Here is an 18,403-nt window from a genome sequence, read left to right as displayed (position 1 = left end):
CACTGGCCGGCATCTGCATGGATCCATCGGCGGTCCAGGGGCTGCCGGCCAGCGGCCGGCACTACCTCTGCGCTCGACGGCATCACACACGCCAGCGTATGGTGAAGCCGGTCCTCCCGGATGAGCCCTGCATGTCCACGCCTGACATCGTTGCCGAGCTGGCGCCGCGTATCGCCGGTGCCATCCGCGATGGTTTCGAGCAGTACCATGCCCGCTTCGCGGCGATCACCGCGCGGGCGCGGCAGCGCTTCGAGCAGCGCGATTGGGCTGGTGCGCGACAGGATGCGGTCGAGCGCATCGCCCTGTACGACCTGTGCATCGCCGAGCAGATGGATGCGTTGCGCCGCCTCGCCGGTGACGCGATCGGCGAGCGTGCGCTGTGGCTGCAGGTGCACGCGCAGTACAGCGGGCTGCTGCAGGGCCTGATCGACGCCGAGCTGTACAAGACCTTCTACAACACGCTGTCGCGGCGCCTGTTCGCTACCCGCGGCGTGGACCCGGCGCTGGAATTCATTGCTTTCGACGTCGAGCCCTCCGATGCAATCACCCATCCGGTCGCGCGGCATACCTACGCGGTCTCGCCGACGCGGCCGGTGGAGGCCCTGCAACGCGTGCTGGCCGACTACCGCTTCGACATCCCCTATGCGCACCAGCTGCGTTGTGCGGCGGCCATCGCCGTGCGCCTGCAGGACGATCTCGCCCATTGGGGGGACACGCCGGTACGCAGCATCGAACTGCTCGACACGGTGTTCTACCGCGAGCGCCGCGCTTACCTGGTTGGCCGCGTGTTCGGCGAGCATCGCTTTTCGCCATGCGTGATTGCCCTGGTCAACGATGCGCGCGGCCTGCGTGCCGATGCGGTGCTGACCCGGCGCCGTGATGTCGCCCATCTGTTTGGCGTGTCGCGCAGCTACTTCCAGGCTGACCTGGGCACCGTGGGCGACGCGGTGGTGTTCCTGCGCAGCCTGCTGCCGGGCAAGCCGATCGACGAGATCTACACGGTGCTGGGACGTGCCAAGCAGGGCAAGACCGAGCGCTACCGAACCTTCTTCCGACACTTCAACGAGCATCCGCAGGAACGGCTGGTGCATGCCGAAGGCACGCCGGGCATGGTCATGGCGGTGTTCACCCTGCCCAGTTATCCATTGGTGTTCAAGCTGATCCGTGACCGTTTCGCCTGGCCCAAGGCAATGTCGCGGCAGCAGGTGGAAGAGAAGTACGCGCTGGTGTTCAATCTCGATCGTGTCGGCCGCCTGCTTGATGCGCAGCCTTATCGCCACCTGCGTTTCCCGCGCGAGCGCTTCGCGCCGGCCCTGCTGGAAGAGCTGCTGCAGCAGTGCGCGCAGAGCGTACGTGTCGATGGCGACGAGGTCGAAGTCGCACTGTGCTATGTGCAACGTCGTTTCCGTCCTTTGAATCTGTACCTGCGCGAGCAGTCCGGCGAGGCGGTGCGTGCGGCGGTGCTCGACTACGCGCAGGCGATCACCGACATGGCGCGCAACAACATCTTCCCCGGCGACATGCTGCCGAAGAACTTCGGTGTGTCACGGCACGGCCGGGCCGTGTTCTATGACTATGACGAGCTGTGCCTGGTCAGCGACTGCGTGTTCCGCGCCTGGCCGCAGCCACGCACGCCGGAGGAAGCGATGGCCGACGAGCCGTGGTTCCATGTCGGCCCGCGCGACGTGTTTCCCGAGCGCTTCGGTCCGTTCATGGGCCTGCCTGCTGCGGAGCTGGCAGCCGTGCGCGAGCACTACCGGCACCTGTTCGACCCGGGCTGGTGGCAGGGCCTGCAGGAACGCTTCGCCCGGGGTGATTATCCGGACACGCCGCCCTACGCAGGCGCACACCGGCTGGCGTGAACCGGCTGTCATCGCGGCTGGGACTGGGATAGGCTCGCCGTTCATCACCAAGGATCCGGCAATGATGCGTTCCCCACTGTTTCTCGCCCTCGCGCTGGCCGTAGGTGCCGGCGCCCCCCTGCTTGCAGGCGATGCAACTGCGCAGACCGCACGTGCTGTACGTGCGACTGCGGAAATGAGCATGGTGCTGTCCGGTCATATCGAGGTCACGCCGGAGGGCGCGGTCCGTTCGCTGGTGCTGGACCAGAAAGCCATGGTGGCCCCGAGCATCGCCTCCTTCGTGGAAGGCACCATCGGTGGCTGGCGCTTCGAGCCCACGCTGCGCGATGGCCAGGCGGTGGCCACGCGGGCCCCTTTGCGCGTTCGCCTGCGCGGCAAGGCTGCGGCCGATGGCGGTTATGAAATCAGCATGACCAGTGTCGACTTCAGCGAGTACGATCCGAAGGCTACCGATTCGGTGACCCAGCTGCACATGACGCCGCCGCGCTACCCGGAAGTGGCCTACCGTAACGGTGGCCAGGGTGAGGTGCTGCTGTTGGTCAAGGTGGCCCGTGACGGAACAGTGGCCGATGTGGCCGCCGAGCAGGTGAACATGGCCGTGGTCGCACCTGAGCGGACCCTGGCCAAGATGCGTGACATCCTGGCCAGAGCCAGTGTCAGCACCGCCCGCACGTGGACCTTCAAGCCGCCGACCACCGGCGAGGACAGCACCCGGGACAGCTGGACGGTTCGCATCCCGGTGAACTTCGCCCTGAACAATGATCCCAATGCAGTAGCGGAACGCTATGGCCGCTGGCGCGCCTTCATTCCGGGGCCGCGGCAGACCGTCCCGTGGCGCGAGGCGGACCCGGTCGAGCAGGTCGGCAGCGATCTGCTGCCGGAAGGCGGCGTCTACATGGTGGACGGCGCCAAGCGCGGCCTGCGCCTGCTGACCCCGCTGGCGCAGGGCTGAGACCCGCTGCGGAGCCGGGCAGCCCGGCTCCGCGTCAGTCCGCGTACGGGTAGACCACCACCCGGTTGCGGCCCTGTTCCTTGGCCATGTACAGCGCCTTGTCGGCCAGCCGCAGCGCCTGTTCTGCGTCGACATGGAAGCTGGGGAAGTGGGCCACGCCCAGCGATACGGTGATGGTGCCGACCGGTTCGAACGGATGGTCGGCGATGTGCTGGCGCAGGCGTTCACCGGCCTGGCGGGCCGATTCAGTACTGATGCCCGGCAGCAGCAGCAGGAACTCCTCGCCGCCGGCGCGGCAGAGGATGTCGCTGTCGCGCGAGTAGCGGCGCATCTGGTCGGCGATGTGGACGATGGCGTTGTCGCCGACGTCATGCCCGTAACTGTCGTTGATCGACTTGAAGCGATCGATGTCCAGCGCCAGGATCGCGAACGGAATGCCCTGCACCTGCAGCGCATCCAGCGCCTGCTGCAGCCCGCGGCGGTTGAGCAGGCCGGTCAGCGGGTCGGTGCGGCTGGCACGGTTGAGCGTGCCGATACGATCCTGCAGCGCATTGAAGCTGTGCAGCACCGCCTGTTTGAGCTGGGCGACCTCGAAGTACCAGGCGCGGATGCCGCTGACGTGGTTGATCGCGTTGCCGGTGTCCTCGCCGCCCTGCACATTGCGCGCCAGTTGCCACAGCGGCATCGAAATGCGGCGCGCGAACCACCAGGTGACCAGCAGCGACAGCAGGCCGAGTGGAATCGCATTCCAGATCACTGCGGTCATCAACCGCGACAGCGGCTGCAGGGTGGCATCGGTCGGGCGCTGCGCGATGATGCCCCAGCCGGTGGCCGCCACCGGTGCATAGCCGGCCAGCATCGACACGCCGCGGTTGTTGCGTACCTGCTGTGCGCCCCGTTCTCCGCGCACCACGGCCTTCACCGCCGGGTTGCCGACCACGTAGTCACCCACCCGCTTGCCATCGGCGTGGTACAGCAGGCGGCCATTGCGGTCCACCACGTACAGGTAGGAACCGTCGCGGTAGTAGTGCTTGCCCAGCAGCGTGTGCAGTGCACTGCGCTGGCGCAGGTACAGGGTGCCGCTGACATAGCCGCGATAGCGGCCCTGGCGGTCGAAGATCGGGTGCGACAGCGACACCAGCAGCTTGCCGGTGGCCGATTGGTAGGGATCGCTGATCATCGGCTGGCGCGCCGCCAGTGCCGCGTTGTTGCCGACACTGTGCAGCACCTCACCCTGCAACTGCAGGGTCTGCGGCGAGGTGGCGATCACCAGGCCGTCGGCATCCACCACCAGCGAGGAGTTGAAGCTGCTGGACTGCAGCTGCAGGCGGCTGGCTTCATCCTGGGCCTGCTTCGGATCAAGGTCGTCCTCGCCCAGGCGGGTCGCGGCATAGGCCAGCTGCTGCTGCGCGGCCAGCAGGAAGTTCTGGGTGGTCTCGGCCAGCTTGGTGGCATAGACGCGGTTGGCTTCCAGGGTGTTGCCGACCAGCTGGTCGCGCTGCACGCGGTAGCTGGCCAGCAGGGTATTGGCCAGGGCGATGATGGCGCTGAGCAGGGCCAGGGCGAGGATCAGCTTGCCCAGGTTGAGGCGGGGGGACAGCGTTCGCATGCGTCGACGGATCCGGCAGGAGGCTGGACCCGACCGGTTCTCCGGAAGGGGCGACAGCGGGAATCGGTGGCCACGCCCTTGGGGCCGGGCAGGGTATCGGGCGAATTATCGCCAAAAGTCGGCGGCGGCAAAGTGAAGTCGGTCGCCCTGCAGGTAAAAAAAAACCTGCCGCAGCGAGCGGCAGGTTCTTTTCGATGCAATGCCGTGGATCAGCGCTTCATCGAACCGAAGAACTCGTCGTTGGACTTGGTGTTCTTCATCTTGTCCAGCAGGAACTCCATCGCGGCCATTTCATCCATCGGATGCAGCACTGAGCTTCTTTAGGATTTCGCATCTTCTCAGACAGTCAAGCCCATGATTTCGTAGTCTTTTTTGTGGGTCTATTACGGTTTTGAAGCACCGTGCGGAGGTCGGTTGGCCAGTGGGCAATGGCGAGATGAGGCCCGGTTGGGGTGCAAGGTCCGGGTTCAAGCTCTGGAGGGGGTCAACCCTCCAGTACGAACCTGCCATCAGAGAAGCGCCAAGCCTTTTTTCCTGGCAGACTCCTCACCACAGGCTTACCGCCTCGGTTGTCCAAATAGAAGTTCGTCCCCTTGAACTGGCTGGCGTTCTCGGAATAGCCAGGCAGGACATCTCTGCTCACGTTGCGCCACTTGCCATCCTCATACCGATAGACGTTCAACTCATGCAAGCCTGAGTTGCCTTCGTAGTGGGTCACCAGCGTGTTCGAGGAGCCAGGCGGTAGCCACATCTGAGTGCTTGCATCGAGTTCGGCGAACCCGTTGCTAGCATCTATGCGCACGAAGTCCGATGATGATGTCCCTGCATAGCTTGGATGAGTCCTCAGTGCAGCGATGGCATCGTGGATTGAGGTGAACCCTTTCGATGCATCGGCACGGCGGTCACAGTCACTGCCAAGTGGGAAGGTCACTCGATTCACCCGTACCTGCATGAGACGGGCCTCAATGCGCTCGTCATACATCTCATCTTCGGGCAGCAACTTCACATTGGCTAGCACAACGCTGGCCGTTCCCTTTGCTATGTATTTGCATCCTGACTTCTGCGCGGTCGGTACGACCCCAAGAAGCTTGGCCGCTTCCGAGGGGTTTGACAGGCACAAGGCACCTCCCAACTGCTGCAACTGCGGATTCCGCGCCACCGAGGCGGCATCCAACTGAAAGCAGATGTTGAGTCCTTCGTCCGTTTCCATACGGGATGCGTCGTGGTACTCCCACTGTCCGGTGACGGTAAGAAGCCCTTGTGCTGGGGAGGATATGGGGACAATCGCGAGGGAAGCCGCAATGGCGAGCCGGGTCATCATATGAGTTGTCCTTGAGTGCAATGAATGTAAGAACATGGCTTTTGGGCTTCGCTGAGCAGCTACGCTCCCCCATGAAAGGGGTCCCTCTCTACGCGAACCCGCGAAAAGCCAAACTTGTTGAGCCTTTAGCTCGGACGCTGCTTTGGTCTCCGCTGCCTCACTTGCCCGCTACAGAGCAAGAACTGAGGTGATGTCCTTGGCCTTCGGGTCGGCAATCAGCTCTTCCACCCGATTGAACGTTGGGATGCTGTCCTTCACGTCTACGCACACCAAGCTGGTGACCCCCTTCTCATAGAAGATGGTGGCAACTCGCTCTTCTCCTGGCATCAAGGTAACGCCCATCATTGCGTGCACATTCTTGGGTCTACCGACCATGCGTTTCTGACCGTCGAAACCTACGCACTCCATGTTGGCCTCTCTAGGAGCGCTCATGTGATTGCGCATCACGCAGTTGAAGCTGACAGGGCCACGCCGCTCGCATGACGTGGGTCTGACGAATCCGAATGAGACCATTTCGCTTGGACCACCCATTGCCGTGAGCTGGTCACAACCAGCGAGGAGGATGGGAAGTAGGGCGATGCAGATGGGGAGAGCGGGGCGCATGGTTCTCCTTTGGCGCAAGGGATGTTCTAAGGGAAAAGAAGCCCGCTTAGCGGCGGTGGAGGTCTGCCTCGCAGCTCGGGCAGGAGTAGATGTCACGGCTTCCAGACATTGCCAGTCCGCTCACCACGGCACCCACAATGAATGCAGCCGCTATTCCTATGCCACCGAACAGGACAAATGCGGCGCATGCTGCTGCGGTTGAGAGAAGCGTGCTTCCCCACCAAGTCGCGTACCACGGCTTCCAACTGGATTTGATGCCCATGAGACCGGTGTATCCGCACTCCAGGCATGTCATGCCCGGTGCGTGCCGTTGGTGCCTCTTTAGGTTCTTACGTATGTGGTCGGGCAGCGCGTACGTTGCGGTACTGTCAGAGGGCGACTCATTCCTGTTCACAGATGTCCCCTAATCGAATGATGACTGCATCCCTCCCTAGCAAGCTTCGATTGACTCACAAGCACCTTACGGTCTAGTGAGCCGCCTCTAATTCCTCCTAGGCGAGGGCTTGGGGGCACATCCGAGCACACCTTCCCGCGCGAACAATTAAATGCTCCGACCGGGTCAGTTTGTCCGGGATGCCCGCACCTCTGAAGTATGGTTACTCCTAACACATGGAGTCAAGCGTAGCCGAACGACAGTGGTGTGGACTCTCCATATTTTGGTTGCCTAGTTCAGCGGGCAATCGAGATGAAGAGCTTTGGCGATAGATTGCGGGAAGCGCGTGCAGCTTCCGGCCTGACACAGGAGCAACTGGGCTTTGCTATTGGTGTCACCAAGGCTTCGATTTCGGCTTGGGAGAATGGTCGTGAAACGCCTAGCTTCCGCGTCTTGGTTGACCTGCGTGACGCCCTGAACAGGTCTTTGGACGAACTCATTTGCGGCAGAGTGAGCGCCGTAGCCGACCCTGCGGCTACCAAGGAAGGCGAGCTACGCGCCACCAATGCGCAGGAAGAGGCCTTACTGGTTCGCTTTCGAGCGCTCCGAGCCAGGAAGCGCGAAGCTCTTCTTGAAGTCCTTAAGCCGTAGTACCGGTCTGTAGGGCACGGTACACGCTGCTACGGCTGATGGAGAAGCGCTCAGCCAGTTGCTCAATACTGAATCCTTCTTCCACCCGCAGCCTACGAATGCGCTCTTCCTGTGCACTCGTGAGCGCCTTCTTGCGGCCGAACTGGGTGCCCTTCTGCTGAGCGAGCGCGATGCCGTCTCGTTGGCGCTCAGCTCGGATGTCGGCCTCGAACTCTGCAAAGGCTCCAAGAAGGTTGAACATGAGCTTGCCTTCTGACGTGGTCGTATCCAAACCCTGGTCGAGCACTCGTAGGCTGACACCCTTCTGTCTCAGACGGTCGGCAATCTTTGCAAGGTCCAGTACTGACCGGGCCATGCGGTCCAGGCGGCATACGACCAGCACGTCCCCATCGCGCAGATATTCCAGGGCTGCCTGCAACTCAGGGCGGTTCTCGGCCTGGCGACCAGAGCGCTTCTCCTGGTACACCTTGCTACACCCAGCCTTGCTCAGCTTGTCCAATTGAACGTCGAGCGATTGGCCCGCTGAACTGACACGTGCATAGCCAATCACTTCCATCGGTGTCTCATAAATTCTAGATATTGTGAGAATAACATTCTGGCATGAATTTTGGAACGGGCGGGAGGTCGTCCCAAGATGTATACGTATTGGGAGATGAGGTTGAAACGTAAATGGGGGAGTTGGACGGATGTTGCTCAAGGTAGAGGAGCTTAAGACGCTATGCATCGCTCGGGCCGCAAGGCAATCGATTCGTACTCGGAACTTGTTGAGAAGGCATCGAGCAGCATTGACCCTAGCGGGCTTGGCTGGGCTCTTTGTCTTGACGCTATGGGGAACTTCCGCCAACCAAGAGACGCTTCAGGCCCACCTGTCATCGAAGGAGGGCTTTCAGGCTCTAACTAATGTTCTCCTGGGCATAGGCTCCGCGATGGTGGGCGCGACCGCTATCGTGTTTACCCTTGTGCTGTTCGCGACGCAGACGAATGTAGCCCGGATGCCAACGGAGCTGTTTCGTATGTTTAGCTCCGACTGAATCGCCCAGGGTTCCGTAGACACCTCGCAGCCATAAACTATGGCTTAGGCGGAGGTGGTTATGAGCACGAAGCGGTACACCGATGAGTTCAAGATCGAGGCGGTCCGACAGATCGTTGAGTACGGCCGTCCGGTAGCGGAGGTTGCCGAGCGACTGGGCGTGTCGATCCATAGTCTTTACGGCTGGAAGCGGCAACAAGGCAAAGGCGATGTTGGCCGGCGTGTCGAGCAGGACCAGAACGCGGAAGTGCGCCGCCTCAAGGCTGAGCTACGCAGGGTCACTGAAGAGCGAGACATCCTAAAAAAAGCCGCCGCGTACTTTGCAAAGGGGTAAGAGCAAAGTACGCCTTCATGAAGCAACACGCAGATGAGTTCGGCCTCGCGGCGATGTGTCGGATGCTTGGCGTCCATCGCAGTGGCTACTACGCCTGGCTAAAAGAGCCGGCAAGCGCTCGCGACAAGGACGATCAGCGGTTGCTCGGCCTAATCAAGCACAGCTGGCTGGAAAGCGGCTCTGTGTATGGCCACCGCAAAGTGACCACAGATCTGCGCGAGCTTGGCGAGACGTGTAGTCGTCATCGCGTGGCACGCTTGATGAAGAGCGAGGGGCTGCGGGCAATGGTCGGCTACGGTCGGCGACCACGCCCATTGAGCGGCCCTGTTGGATCAGTCGCCAAGAACGTTCTGGCTCGCGGCTTCAAAGTCAGTGAGCCAAATCGCGCGTGGGTCACGGACATCACCTACATCCGCACGTACGACGGCTTCCTGTACTTGGCGGTAGTGCTTGATCTGTTTTCGCGTCAGGTCGTTGGATGGGCAACCCGACCAACTCAACATACGGACCTGGTTTTGCAGGCGCTATTGGCTGCAGTGTGGCGGCGCAAGCCAAGCCCCGGGCTTCTGCTTCACTCCGACCAGGGAACCCAGTTCACCAGCGAAGACTGGCAGAGCTTCCTGCGCGAGCACGACATCGTGTGCAGCATGAGTCGACGAGGAAACTGCCATGACAACGCAGCGATGGAGAGCTTCTTCCAGCTACTGAAGCGGGAGCGTATTAAGCGGAGGATCTACAGCAATCACGACGAGGCACGGGCCGACGTCTTCCAGTACATCGAGATGTTCTACAACCCAAAACGGCGGCACAGTTCCAACGACGGGCTGTCCCCGGTAGAGTTCGAGAAGCAGTACGCACTAAACGGCTGACGACTGTCTAGAAAACCCTGGGCGATTCAGACAGGAGGCTGCTGGGGGCCTTTTTTGGCACGCTGATAGGCTCCATTCTCATCGCAATGACGACCATCGTTATCAGCCCGGAAACGGCAACTTGGTACTTGTTTGGGTCGCTTTGGACCATTGCACTCATTCTGCTGACGTTCGTACTGGCTTATCAGAGGGCACTAAGCCTCGTAAATCCCACTGTCCAATCCAAACTCGCTGCCTCCAAGGCGAATCGCAGTCTGAAGCGATGGGGGTTTCTCGCTGACAGCCTGACTGCTTCGGCCAAGAGGCAGGGCGCGGAAGGATTTGACGCCGAGCGCTTCGCTTTCTTTGCAAAAAATTCAGGTTGGGAGAGGGGCGCCCAAGAAATTGTGGGGCATATGACCAACTATGGAGCGAGGTTGGCAGAGCAAGGCGACCACGATTCGTTCAAGGCCATGTTGACGGCGGCAATTAGCGTTCACAAATTCTATGTGGCCGTCAAAGGAAAAACCTTCCTTCCGGGAAACCCGTTCTTTGAAGTCGTGCCGAGCCGTGATGGCTTTCAGATTTCCATGCTGGAGAATCTACGGCGTGCAGGAGTTTCGGCTCTATCAAGGAAGGATGAAAGGCAGGTAATTCTCGTTTTTCAAGCATTGCATGACGTGTTCAATGTCTACATGAAGATTCAGTACGACGTGGAGCGAGCAACCAAGACACACGCCGCTATGGCTGCCGGCTATTTGCGTGCTCAAGTTCTGGATTCGCTTTCTCACGGTATGCCCGACGCGACAATGGAGGGCGTTCGTCAGTTAGGTAGCGCAGCACGTCATTGCCTGAGCTACGGTCTTACCGAAGATGCTTCGTCTTTGATAAAGGCGTTGGGTCAGTTGGCAGCGGCAGGCATCGCTGGTAAGCAGTTGCTACCCGTTACTAACACAGCGGTCGAACAGCTACGAGACAACCTCCTTGTTGGTGTGGTGAGCCGTCATGGCACAGAGTTCACAATTGAAGACATACATCATCAGGCCATTTCCGCAGCCATGTTAATCATGGCGGGGGTCAAAGAGTCTTCTCCAATCGAGAGTATTCATCGAGGCTACCTGTCGCCGTACTTCTCAACTTCAGACCATACTTCACTCTTGCCGCAGCTAGCTCAAACGTTGAGCTTAGCTTCGCAGAATCACCCCCAGGTGGGGCCGCATTCGGTCAAGAACTTCGTGAACTGGGTTGACCGCATCAGACACCCGACGAAGGAATTGATGCTATCTGCTTTCAAAGTGAAGTCTTCTTTGGTCTTCGACCTGCTCAATTGGCCAGTAGAGTTGGCTAAGCTCCTTCTAAGGCTCGCCTCTGATGCGGCTCATGGAGAAATTGCCACAAGCCTGTTGGACCAAGCGGACGGGGTTGTTGCAATGCTTACGTGGGTTCCCGCTGACCAAGATGGGGCGCATCAGGCGAACGCCGCAGGCTATTTGGAGTTGTTGATGACGCTTGCCATTGAAGCTAGAAGGGCAAAAGCGAACGGCGCCTATCTAACTGCCACGAGGCAATTGCTGCGTTGGTCTATTGCCAGGTCAGAAGCTCCCACCGGATGGGCCGAACTGGAAATCGCTGTGGTCGGTTTGGTTGGCCTTGAGCTAGCAGTCGGTGAGAAGGATATTGATGCCCTTGTAACTCGCGTCAAAGAGGCTGTGATTCAGGCGCAGCTTGTGTCGCCGGAGGTTCTGCATCGGGCTGCGCAAGGCCTGGCCCGAGAGGCTGGCGTGTACCGAGACGATGTCATGGCAATGCGAGTCTCGGAACAACTGTTGGCAGCAGTTGCGCAGGCTGATGCAATGCATGGGTTGAGGACGCTTGCTGCAACCTTGGAAGAGCTGAGTCAGAGGCCTGGCTGAGTATCCCGCAATCCGAGCGCTAGGCAGATGTGGGCTGGTCGGCAGCAATGTTGGTCTCGGTATCCTTGTGCTCCGTCGTTGCCGTGTGGAATGCCCGAACCCATTCCGGAGGTGGGGGGCTTCACAGCAGGCCGATACCAAGGAGGCTTCCTTTTACGCCGGATGGACTGATATCAAGCAATTGACCGCCAGCAGGCATGTCCAGTCTTAGCACGTCTTCAACGGTATATTCGTAGACGAGTTCTGGGGTGTAATCGATACGCTTGACCGCAACGCACTCCGGTCCTGACATCTGTGGTCCTCGACAGCTCAAGCCACCCTTGCATGTCTTTGGTCGTTTTTGCCTTTTTGCCTCGGCACAATCGCATCGCGGGCCAGCAAGTCTAGGGTGCAAGGCAGATGCAGCACGAATCACGTTGGTTTGAAGCCAAGCGTAGGCGTCCTGCAACGATTCGTCGAGGCCCCAGAACAGGAAATGGAAGTGGTAGCAGCCTTCGAACTTGACATCGATATGACGCTCTGCACAGACGAGTCCAGAAAAGTGTGGCCTTGCTCGCTTGGGTAGCCTGTTGAGGAGTTTGAGGACGAACCCATTCATTCCCATCTCTGCAACCCGGTCACCATATGGGTACCGATAGGTCAATGTTACGAAGTACTCTGGTTCGTGCTCTCCCAGGTATTGCAGATAGCCGCGCTCAAGTCTTATGCGTTGTTCTAGGTTCAATATAGTTCTCCATTCGTGATGTTCAAATCATGGGCAGCGTATTCGTCAGGCAAGTTTATAGAATCCGTCAGTACCACTACTAACAGCTTCTGCGTACAGGTGACACGCCAATGGCCATGACACAGGGTGACCAAAAAAGAAGTTGGTACCTTTCTATGTAGTCTCCCTTGTTCGATTTTGTCATCGGGACTTGATTACGTGTCTTCAATGAAAAGGGCAGCAGCAGATTCGACATCCGGCGGGTACTCAATCATCTGGGCCGTCGCGGCCTGGGTGGCTTCGGTAGCGCCACCACTGTAGAGCTGGAAGGCGAGAGTAGGTAGGGAGTGTCCGACGTACCTCGCAATGCGGACCTGGTCTACGCCGAGGTTCTCCAGGCGAGTGATGAACGTCCTGCGTAGCGAGTGGAAATCGGTTGCCCCGGTTAGTCCGCGTCCGTTTCTGTGATAGCGGAAAGCTTGACCCACACGCCAAGAGAGCTTGTTGTCATAGCCTCCCCCCTTCAGTTCAGGAAATAGCTGGGCTGTCTTTGCTTCTTTTTGCTTGAGGCGTCGCATCAGCAGTCCCTTGGGAATGGGATGCCAGATTGCCAGCGTGCGTGTACCGGCGGCTGTCTTGCTCTTGCAGATATGGATGTATACGAAGCCATCTTCCACGCGAACATCCCCGCGTTTGATTGAGCAGATTTCATCAATTCGGGCGCCGGTATACAGGCCGAGCACCATCACCTCCCGAAGTGCTGGGTAGCTGGGCTCTCCAGAGAACAGTTGGACCAGCTCTGGCATTGTGTACGGACGCTTCTTGGGCGTGCTTGATGCACCCTCCGCACGGATGCGGAAGCCCTTCCAGGGATTTGTTCCCTTGGGCAGATAGCATCGACTGCTCATCCATTCCCAGAATGACGCTAGGGCACTGAGCTTGCGTCTACGAGTGCTGGGGCTGTCCTTGGACTCAAGTAGGATTTCATCGACATACGAGGCTGCCAAGGCGCCCGTGACAGCCGTAGGGCTGCGGTTGCTCCCCAAGTAGCAGCGCAACTCTTTGTAAGCCTGCTGTCGTTGAAACCGAACAGTCTTGAGGTTGCTAGTTGCGGCCCATTCCTCTGAAAGCGCATCCAGGCCGGCTGAGGGGCGGAGACTCTCCCGGTTGGCTTCTGCGAGAGAGAAGGTCGCACCTTGCTCGATAGCTTTAGAGCGAGATACGACAAGAGCCAGACCAAGGTTCGGATTACTGGCTTGCGCTTGGAAGTGCTCATGCACCTGAGAGATGACCGCCCACTTCCTGCGGTTTGCCTCATCCAGGTCGCGTGTGTTCAGCGCACGCCGGATGTGTGTGCCTTTTACGATTCCGCGTAGCGCGGTTGGAACCTTGATACGGACGTACCAAGAGTGTCCGAGGCGTTGCAGATAGCGATTCTTGCTCATATCCCGTCCTGATGGAGGGGCATTGAGCTGTCTGGTGGTCAAGGTTGGTGGTCAAAGTCGTGAATTTCGCCATGCCCTCAACCCTGTGCATTCCACCAAGAAAAAGGGCCTCCGGAAATCCGAAGGCCCTGTTCTCATGTGCTTTTCGATGGTTTACCGCTTCATCGAACCGAAGAACTCGTCGTTGGACTTGGTGTTCTTCATCTTGTCCAGCAGGAACTCCATCGCGGCCATTTCATCCATCGGATGCAGCAGCTTGCGCAGGATCCAGATCTTCTGCAGCAGCTCCGGTTCGATCAGCAGGTCTTCGCGGCGGGTGCCGGAACGGTTGATGTCGATGGCCGGGAACACGCGCTTTTCAGCGATACGGCGGCTCAGGTGCACTTCGCTGTTGCCGGTGCCCTTGAACTCTTCGTAGATCACCTCGTCCATCTTCGAGCCGGTGTCGACCAGCGCGGTGGCGATGATGGTCAGGCTGCCGCCTTCTTCCACGTTGCGCGCGGCACCGAAGAAGCGCTTCGGGCGGTGCAGGGCGTTGGCGTCCACACCACCGGTCAGCACCTTGCCCGAGCTCGGCACCACGTTGTTGTAGGCGCGGGCCAGGCGGGTGATCGAGTCGAGCAGGATCACCACGTCCTTCTTGTGCTCGACCAGGCGCTTGGCGCGCTCGATGACCATTTCGGCCACCTGCACGTGGCGCGCTGCCGGCTCGTCGAAGGTCGAGCTGATGACCTCGCCGCGCACGGTGCGCTGCATCTCGGTCACTTCTTCCGGGCGCTCGTCGATCAGCAGCACGATCAGGTGCACGTCCGGATGGTTGGTGGTGATGGCGGTGGCGACCTGCTGCATCATCATGGTCTTGCCGGCCTTCGGCTGCGACACGATGAGCGAGCGCTGGCCCTTGCCCTGCGGGGCCATCAGGTCGAGGATGCGGCCGGTGATGTCTTCCGACGAACCGTTGCCGCGCTCCAGGGTGAAGCGGCGGCGCGGGAACAGTGCGGTCAGGTTCTCGAACAGCACCTTGTTCTTCGACGCTTCGATCGGCTCGCCGTTGATGGTGTCGACGATGTTCAGCGCGAAGTAGCGCTCGCCGTCCTTCGGGAAGCGGATGCGGCCGGAGATGTGGTCGCCGGTGCGCAGGTTGAAGCGGCGGATCTGGCTGGGCGAGATGTAGGTGTCGTCCGGGCCGGCCAGGTAGCTGGCTTCGGCCGCGCGCAGGAAGCCGAAGCCGTCCGGCAGAATTTCCAGCACGCCATCGGCGGCGACGCCGTCACCGTGGCGGGTCAGCACCTTCAGCAGGGCGAAGATCACGTCCTGCTTGCGGGCACGGGCCACGCCTTCGGAGATCTGCAGCTGCTCGGCGATTTCCAGCAGCTTCTGTGCCGGCATGCGCTTGAGGTCGCTCAGCGAGTAGACCGGGAAGCCCTCGGGCACGTTGGCGTGCGGGCGCGGCACGAACGGCTGCTGCTCGCCGCCGTCGTTGGGCAGGCCATCGTCGCGGAAGCGGTTGTTGCGGTCACGGTCGCGGCGGTTGCGGAAGCGGTCACGGCGGTTGCCCTGACCTTGCCCCTGGCCCTGCTGGCCGTTCTGGTTGTACGGGTTCTGGCCCTGGTTCTGGCCGCCCCCCTGGTGGTTCTGCTGGCGCGGCTGGCCGGATTCGCGACCCTCACCGCCTTCGCCACCGCCACTGCTGGCAGGGGCCTCGGCGGCGGGCGCGCTCGGTGCAGGGGCAGCCGCCGGTGCCTCGGGCGCGGCGGCCAGCGGCAGGGTCGGCTGCGCCGGCGCGGCGCTGGTTTCGGCGGCTGCCGGAGCGGCGGCCTTGCTCACGCGGGGCTTGCGCACGCGCTTTTCGGCGGGCGCATCGGCGCTGCCGGTTTCGGAAGTGTTATCGGACAAGAGCGTTATTCCTCGCTTGAAGGTGCGAGCGCCCGGCTGGGGCGGCGAACGTTGGGAATGGGTCTGGAAGAAACTGCGTCCAGAGGGTGCGGCACGCGAACGCGGCCGGATATGCCGACACTATCATCGGCCTGCGGCGCCACGCAAGGGTCGCCGGGAACAGCATTCATCATGGGCGCGGGGCGCCCGCCGGCAGCCGCGGTCGGCGGCTGCCGGAGAACAGCAGGATCAGGCCAGGGCCTTGTCCAGCAGGCCAGCCAGCTGGGCCTTGCCCACCGCACCGATCTGCTCGCCGACCTTCTCGCCGTCCTTGAACACGACCAGGTACGGAATCGAACGCACGTGGTACTTGGCGGCCAGCGCACGGTTGTGGTCGACGTTGACCTTGGCGATTTTGGCGCGGCCCTGGTAGGCATCGGCCAGTTCGTCCAGCGCCGGGGCGATCATCTTGCACGGGCCACACCACTCGGCCCAGAAATCGACCAGCACCGGTTCCTTGGAATTCAGCACTGCGCTATCAAAGTCGGCGTCGCCGACATGTACAACCTTGTCGCTCATCTTGGTTTCTCGTCTTGGATTGCACCCGGCCATGCCGGAGGTGGGTGAACTGGGCCATGCCCGGTGGCGCGACCCTCGTCGTTGCCTCGCGGCGCACTGCCGCGGTGCGTTCGGCGGGATGCCTGGACGCTCACGGCCGGCAGTGTACCCCTATCGCAGGGCGGGGACAGGCGCCGGCTGGAACCCAGCGTATCGTGATCGCTTCGATGCCTGGTATGTGTCGGATTTCACTGTCTTCCTGTACATGGGGCTGGCAGCGGGCGACACCAACGGCCCTGGCAGGGCCGTTCAAGTCCGGTGTGGCTGGGTGAAGGGTGCCGTCTCTTGACTTTATGAGACAGCTCATTCCGGTTTGCCGGCCCGAGTGCGTTAAACTGGGGCATTGTGCGGCGCGCGGACCGGGTGGTCCCAGCCTGCCAACCCGCCGCAGGGGCCGCAGTTTGCGACGGTGCCCCTAGACGATGAAGTGCCAGCCGCCCCACGGGCCGGCGGCCATACCAAGACGGACTCATGAGCGACAAACCGCTGACCGATTTGACCTTCTCCTCCTTCGAGCTGCATCCGGCCCTGCAGGCCGGCCTTGAAGGAGCCGGATTCACCCGCTGCACCCCGATCCAGGCGCTGACCCTGCCGGTCGCGCTGCCCGGTGGTGATGTTGCCGGCCAGGCCCAGACCGGCACCGGCAAGACCCTGGCCTTCCTGGTCGCTGTCGTGAACCGCCTGCTGACGCGTCCGGCCCTGGCCGACCGCAAGCCGGAGGATCCGCGCGCGCTGATCCTCGCCCCGACCCGCGAACTGGCCATCCAGATCCACAAGGATGCAGTGAAGTTCGGTTCCGACCTGGGCCTGCGTTTCGCCCTGGTCTACGGCGGCGTGGATTACGACAAGCAGCGCGAACTGCTGCAGCAGGGCGTGGACGTGATCATCGCCACCCCGGGCCGCCTGATCGACTACGTGAAGCAGCACAAGGTGGTCTCGCTGCACGCCTGCGAGATCTGCGTGCTGGACGAAGCCGACCGCATGTTCGACCTGGGCTTCATCAAGGACATCCGCTTCCTGCTGCGCCGCATGCCCGAGCGCACCACCCGCCAGACCCTGCTGTTCAGTGCCACCCTCAGCCACCGCGTGCTGGAGCTGGCCTACGAGCACATGAACGAGCCGCAGAAGCTGGTGGTCGAGGCCGAGACCATCACCGCCGCGCGCGTGCGCCAGCGCATCTACTTCCCGGCCGACGACGAGAAGATCCCGCTGCTGCTGGGCCTGCTGTCGCGCAGCGAAGGCGCGCGCACCATGGTCTTCGTCAACACCAAGGTGTTCGTCGAACGCGTCGCCCGTTCGCTGGAAAAGGCCGGCTACCGCGTCGGCGTGCTGTCCGGCGACGTGCCGCAGAAGAAGCGTGAGAGCCTGCTCAACCGCTTCCAGAAGGGCCAGCTGGAAATCCTGGTGGCCACCGACGTGGCCGCGCGCGGCCTGCACATCGATGGCATCAAGTACGTCTACAACTACGACCTGCCGTTCGACGCCGAAGACTACGTGCACCGCATCGGCCGTACCGCGCGCCTGGGCGAAGAGGGCGATGCGATCAGCTTCGCCTGCGAGCGCTACGCGATGGGCCTGCCGGACATCGAGGCCTACATCGAGCAGAAGATTCCGTCCGAGCCGGTCACCAAGGAACTGCTGACCCCGCTGCCGCGCCCGGAACGCCCGGCCCCGGCTGCGGGCGAGGAAGGCGAGGACAACGAAAGCGTCGGCCAGATCTTCCGCGAAGCGCGCGAAGCCCGCGCTGCCGAGGAAGAGCGCCGTGGCGGTGGCCGTAGTGGCGGCCGTTCCGGCAGTGGTGGTGGCCGCGGTGGCCGCGACGGTGAGCGCAGCGGCGAGCGCCGTTCGCGTGGCCCGCGCAAGCCGCGCGTGGAAGGCGAGCAGGGCGCTGCCGCCCCGGCCGCCGGTGCCGAAGGCGCTGCCGCGCAGGCCCCGCGTCCGCCGCGCCCGCCGCGTGCTGAAGGCGCACCGGAAGGTGCGGTGGACGGTGAGCACAAGCCGCGCAAGCGCCGTCGTCGTCGCCACGGCCGTCCGGTCGAAGGTGCCGAGGGTGTGCAGAACGCCGCCGGCAATGGTGCCAGCCCGGTCACCCCGGTGCAGGTGGTGGCCAAGCCGGTGCGCACGGCTGCTGATACCGGCGATTCGTTCCTGACCCGCATCGGCCGCAAGATCCGCCGGATGCTGTCGGGCAGCTGATCCGCCGATGGTGGTGCCCCATGGGGCAGGGTAGTGCCGGCCGCTGGCCGGCAACCCACGAAGCTGCCGG

At 61.7% G+C, this 18,403-nt stretch carries 14 protein-coding genes; 6 read left to right on the top strand and 8 right to left on the bottom strand.

The annotated features are described in order from the left end of the window. The first annotated feature begins 131 nt into the window (after positions 1 to 131). Both aceK and ACZLHH_RS21650 read left to right on the top strand, forming a co-directional pair. Positions 132 to 1,862 carry a bifunctional isocitrate dehydrogenase kinase/phosphatase gene (gene aceK / locus ACZLHH_RS21655; protein ID WP_071229347.1) on the top strand — a complete coding sequence of 577 codons (1,731 nt, stop codon included), beginning with the start codon at positions 132 to 134 and terminating at the stop codon, positions 1,860 to 1,862. A 61-nt stretch (positions 1,863 to 1,923) separates the two neighbouring features. Then, positions 1,924 to 2,814, top strand: a complete 891-nt coding sequence (locus tag ACZLHH_RS21650) for an energy transducer TonB (RefSeq protein ID WP_164227494.1) — start codon at positions 1,924 to 1,926, stop codon at positions 2,812 to 2,814. Between the two features lie 34 nt (positions 2,815 to 2,848). Here the strand turns inward: ACZLHH_RS21650 and ACZLHH_RS21645 are convergent, their stop codons facing one another. The 3 genes from ACZLHH_RS21645 to ACZLHH_RS21635 all read right to left on the bottom strand — a co-directional run bounded on the left by ACZLHH_RS21645 (position 2,849) and on the right by ACZLHH_RS21635 (position 6,347). Next, entirely contained in the window at positions 2,849 to 4,423 is a 1,575-nt protein-coding gene (locus ACZLHH_RS21645; protein WP_164227493.1) for a sensor domain-containing diguanylate cyclase, read from the bottom strand. 484 nt (positions 4,424 to 4,907) lie between these two features. Then, positions 4,908 to 5,741 carry a hypothetical protein gene (locus tag ACZLHH_RS21640; protein ID WP_164227492.1) on the bottom strand — a complete coding sequence of 278 codons (834 nt, stop codon included), beginning with the start codon at positions 5,739 to 5,741 and terminating at the stop codon, positions 4,908 to 4,910. Positions 5,742 to 5,912: 171 nt separating this feature from the next. After that, complete coding sequence (locus ACZLHH_RS21635) at positions 5,913 to 6,347, bottom strand: hypothetical protein (protein ID WP_478478742.1); 435 nt, start codon at positions 6,345 to 6,347, stop codon at positions 5,913 to 5,915. A gap of 685 nt (positions 6,348 to 7,032) precedes the next feature. Here ACZLHH_RS21635 and ACZLHH_RS21630 point away from each other — a divergent pair. Then, complete coding sequence (locus ACZLHH_RS21630; protein ID WP_164227490.1) at positions 7,033 to 7,371, top strand: helix-turn-helix domain-containing protein; 339 nt, start codon at positions 7,033 to 7,035, stop codon at positions 7,369 to 7,371. On the opposite strand, the gene ACZLHH_RS21625 is transcribed toward ACZLHH_RS21630, so the two are convergent. Continuing rightward, entirely contained in the window at positions 7,361 to 7,927 is a 567-nt protein-coding gene (locus ACZLHH_RS21625) for a recombinase family protein (protein ID WP_164227489.1), read from the bottom strand. The two genes, ACZLHH_RS21630 and ACZLHH_RS21625, sit on opposite strands and share 11 nt — an antisense overlap. A 535-nt stretch (positions 7,928 to 8,462) precedes the next feature. Between ACZLHH_RS21625 and ACZLHH_RS21620 the strand changes: the two genes are divergently transcribed. Both ACZLHH_RS21620 and ACZLHH_RS21615 read left to right on the top strand, forming a co-directional pair. Next, a protein-coding gene (locus tag ACZLHH_RS21620) for an IS3-like element ISStma9 family transposase (protein WP_087944428.1) occupies positions 8,463 to 9,604 on the top strand; the annotation gives its coding sequence in 2 pieces (ribosomal slippage) (positions 8,463 to 8,700 and positions 8,700 to 9,604; 1,143 coding nt in all). Between the two features lie 86 nt (positions 9,605 to 9,690). Then, positions 9,691 to 11,496 carry a hypothetical protein gene (locus ACZLHH_RS21615; protein WP_478478741.1) on the top strand — a complete coding sequence of 602 codons (1,806 nt, stop codon included), beginning with the start codon at positions 9,691 to 9,693 and terminating at the stop codon, positions 11,494 to 11,496. A 121-nt stretch (positions 11,497 to 11,617) separates the two neighbouring features. On the opposite strand, the gene ACZLHH_RS21610 is transcribed toward ACZLHH_RS21615, so the two are convergent. The 4 genes from ACZLHH_RS21610 to trxA form a co-directional block, all read right to left on the bottom strand. Beyond that, the gene (locus ACZLHH_RS21610; protein WP_164227487.1) at positions 11,618 to 12,220 is read right to left on the bottom strand and encodes a hypothetical protein; all 603 of its coding nucleotides are present in this window, start codon (positions 12,218 to 12,220) and stop codon (positions 11,618 to 11,620) included. Between the two features lie 194 nt (positions 12,221 to 12,414). Further along, positions 12,415 to 13,644, bottom strand: coding sequence for a tyrosine-type recombinase/integrase (locus ACZLHH_RS21605; RefSeq protein WP_164227486.1), 1,230 nt, complete (start codon positions 13,642 to 13,644; stop codon positions 12,415 to 12,417). Positions 13,645 to 13,797: 153 nt separating this feature from the next. Then, the gene (gene rho / locus ACZLHH_RS21600; protein WP_029379723.1) at positions 13,798 to 15,540 is read right to left on the bottom strand and encodes a transcription termination factor Rho; all 1,743 of its coding nucleotides are present in this window, start codon (positions 15,538 to 15,540) and stop codon (positions 13,798 to 13,800) included. 228 nt (positions 15,541 to 15,768) lie between these two features. Continuing rightward, the gene (trxA, locus tag ACZLHH_RS21595; RefSeq protein ID WP_005411275.1) at positions 15,769 to 16,098 is read right to left on the bottom strand and encodes a thioredoxin; all 330 of its coding nucleotides are present in this window, start codon (positions 16,096 to 16,098) and stop codon (positions 15,769 to 15,771) included. Positions 16,099 to 16,608: 510 nt separating this feature from the next. Between trxA and rhlB the strand changes: the two genes are divergently transcribed. Beyond that, positions 16,609 to 18,333, top strand: a complete 1,725-nt coding sequence (gene rhlB, locus ACZLHH_RS21590; RefSeq protein WP_032129537.1) for an ATP-dependent RNA helicase RhlB — start codon at positions 16,609 to 16,611, stop codon at positions 18,331 to 18,333. Positions 18,334 to 18,403: the final 70 nt, after the last annotated feature.

Source organism: Stenotrophomonas sp. 28608_Sma (genome assembly GCF_056486185.1).
This window is presented reverse-complemented; position numbering and strand designations above follow the sequence as displayed.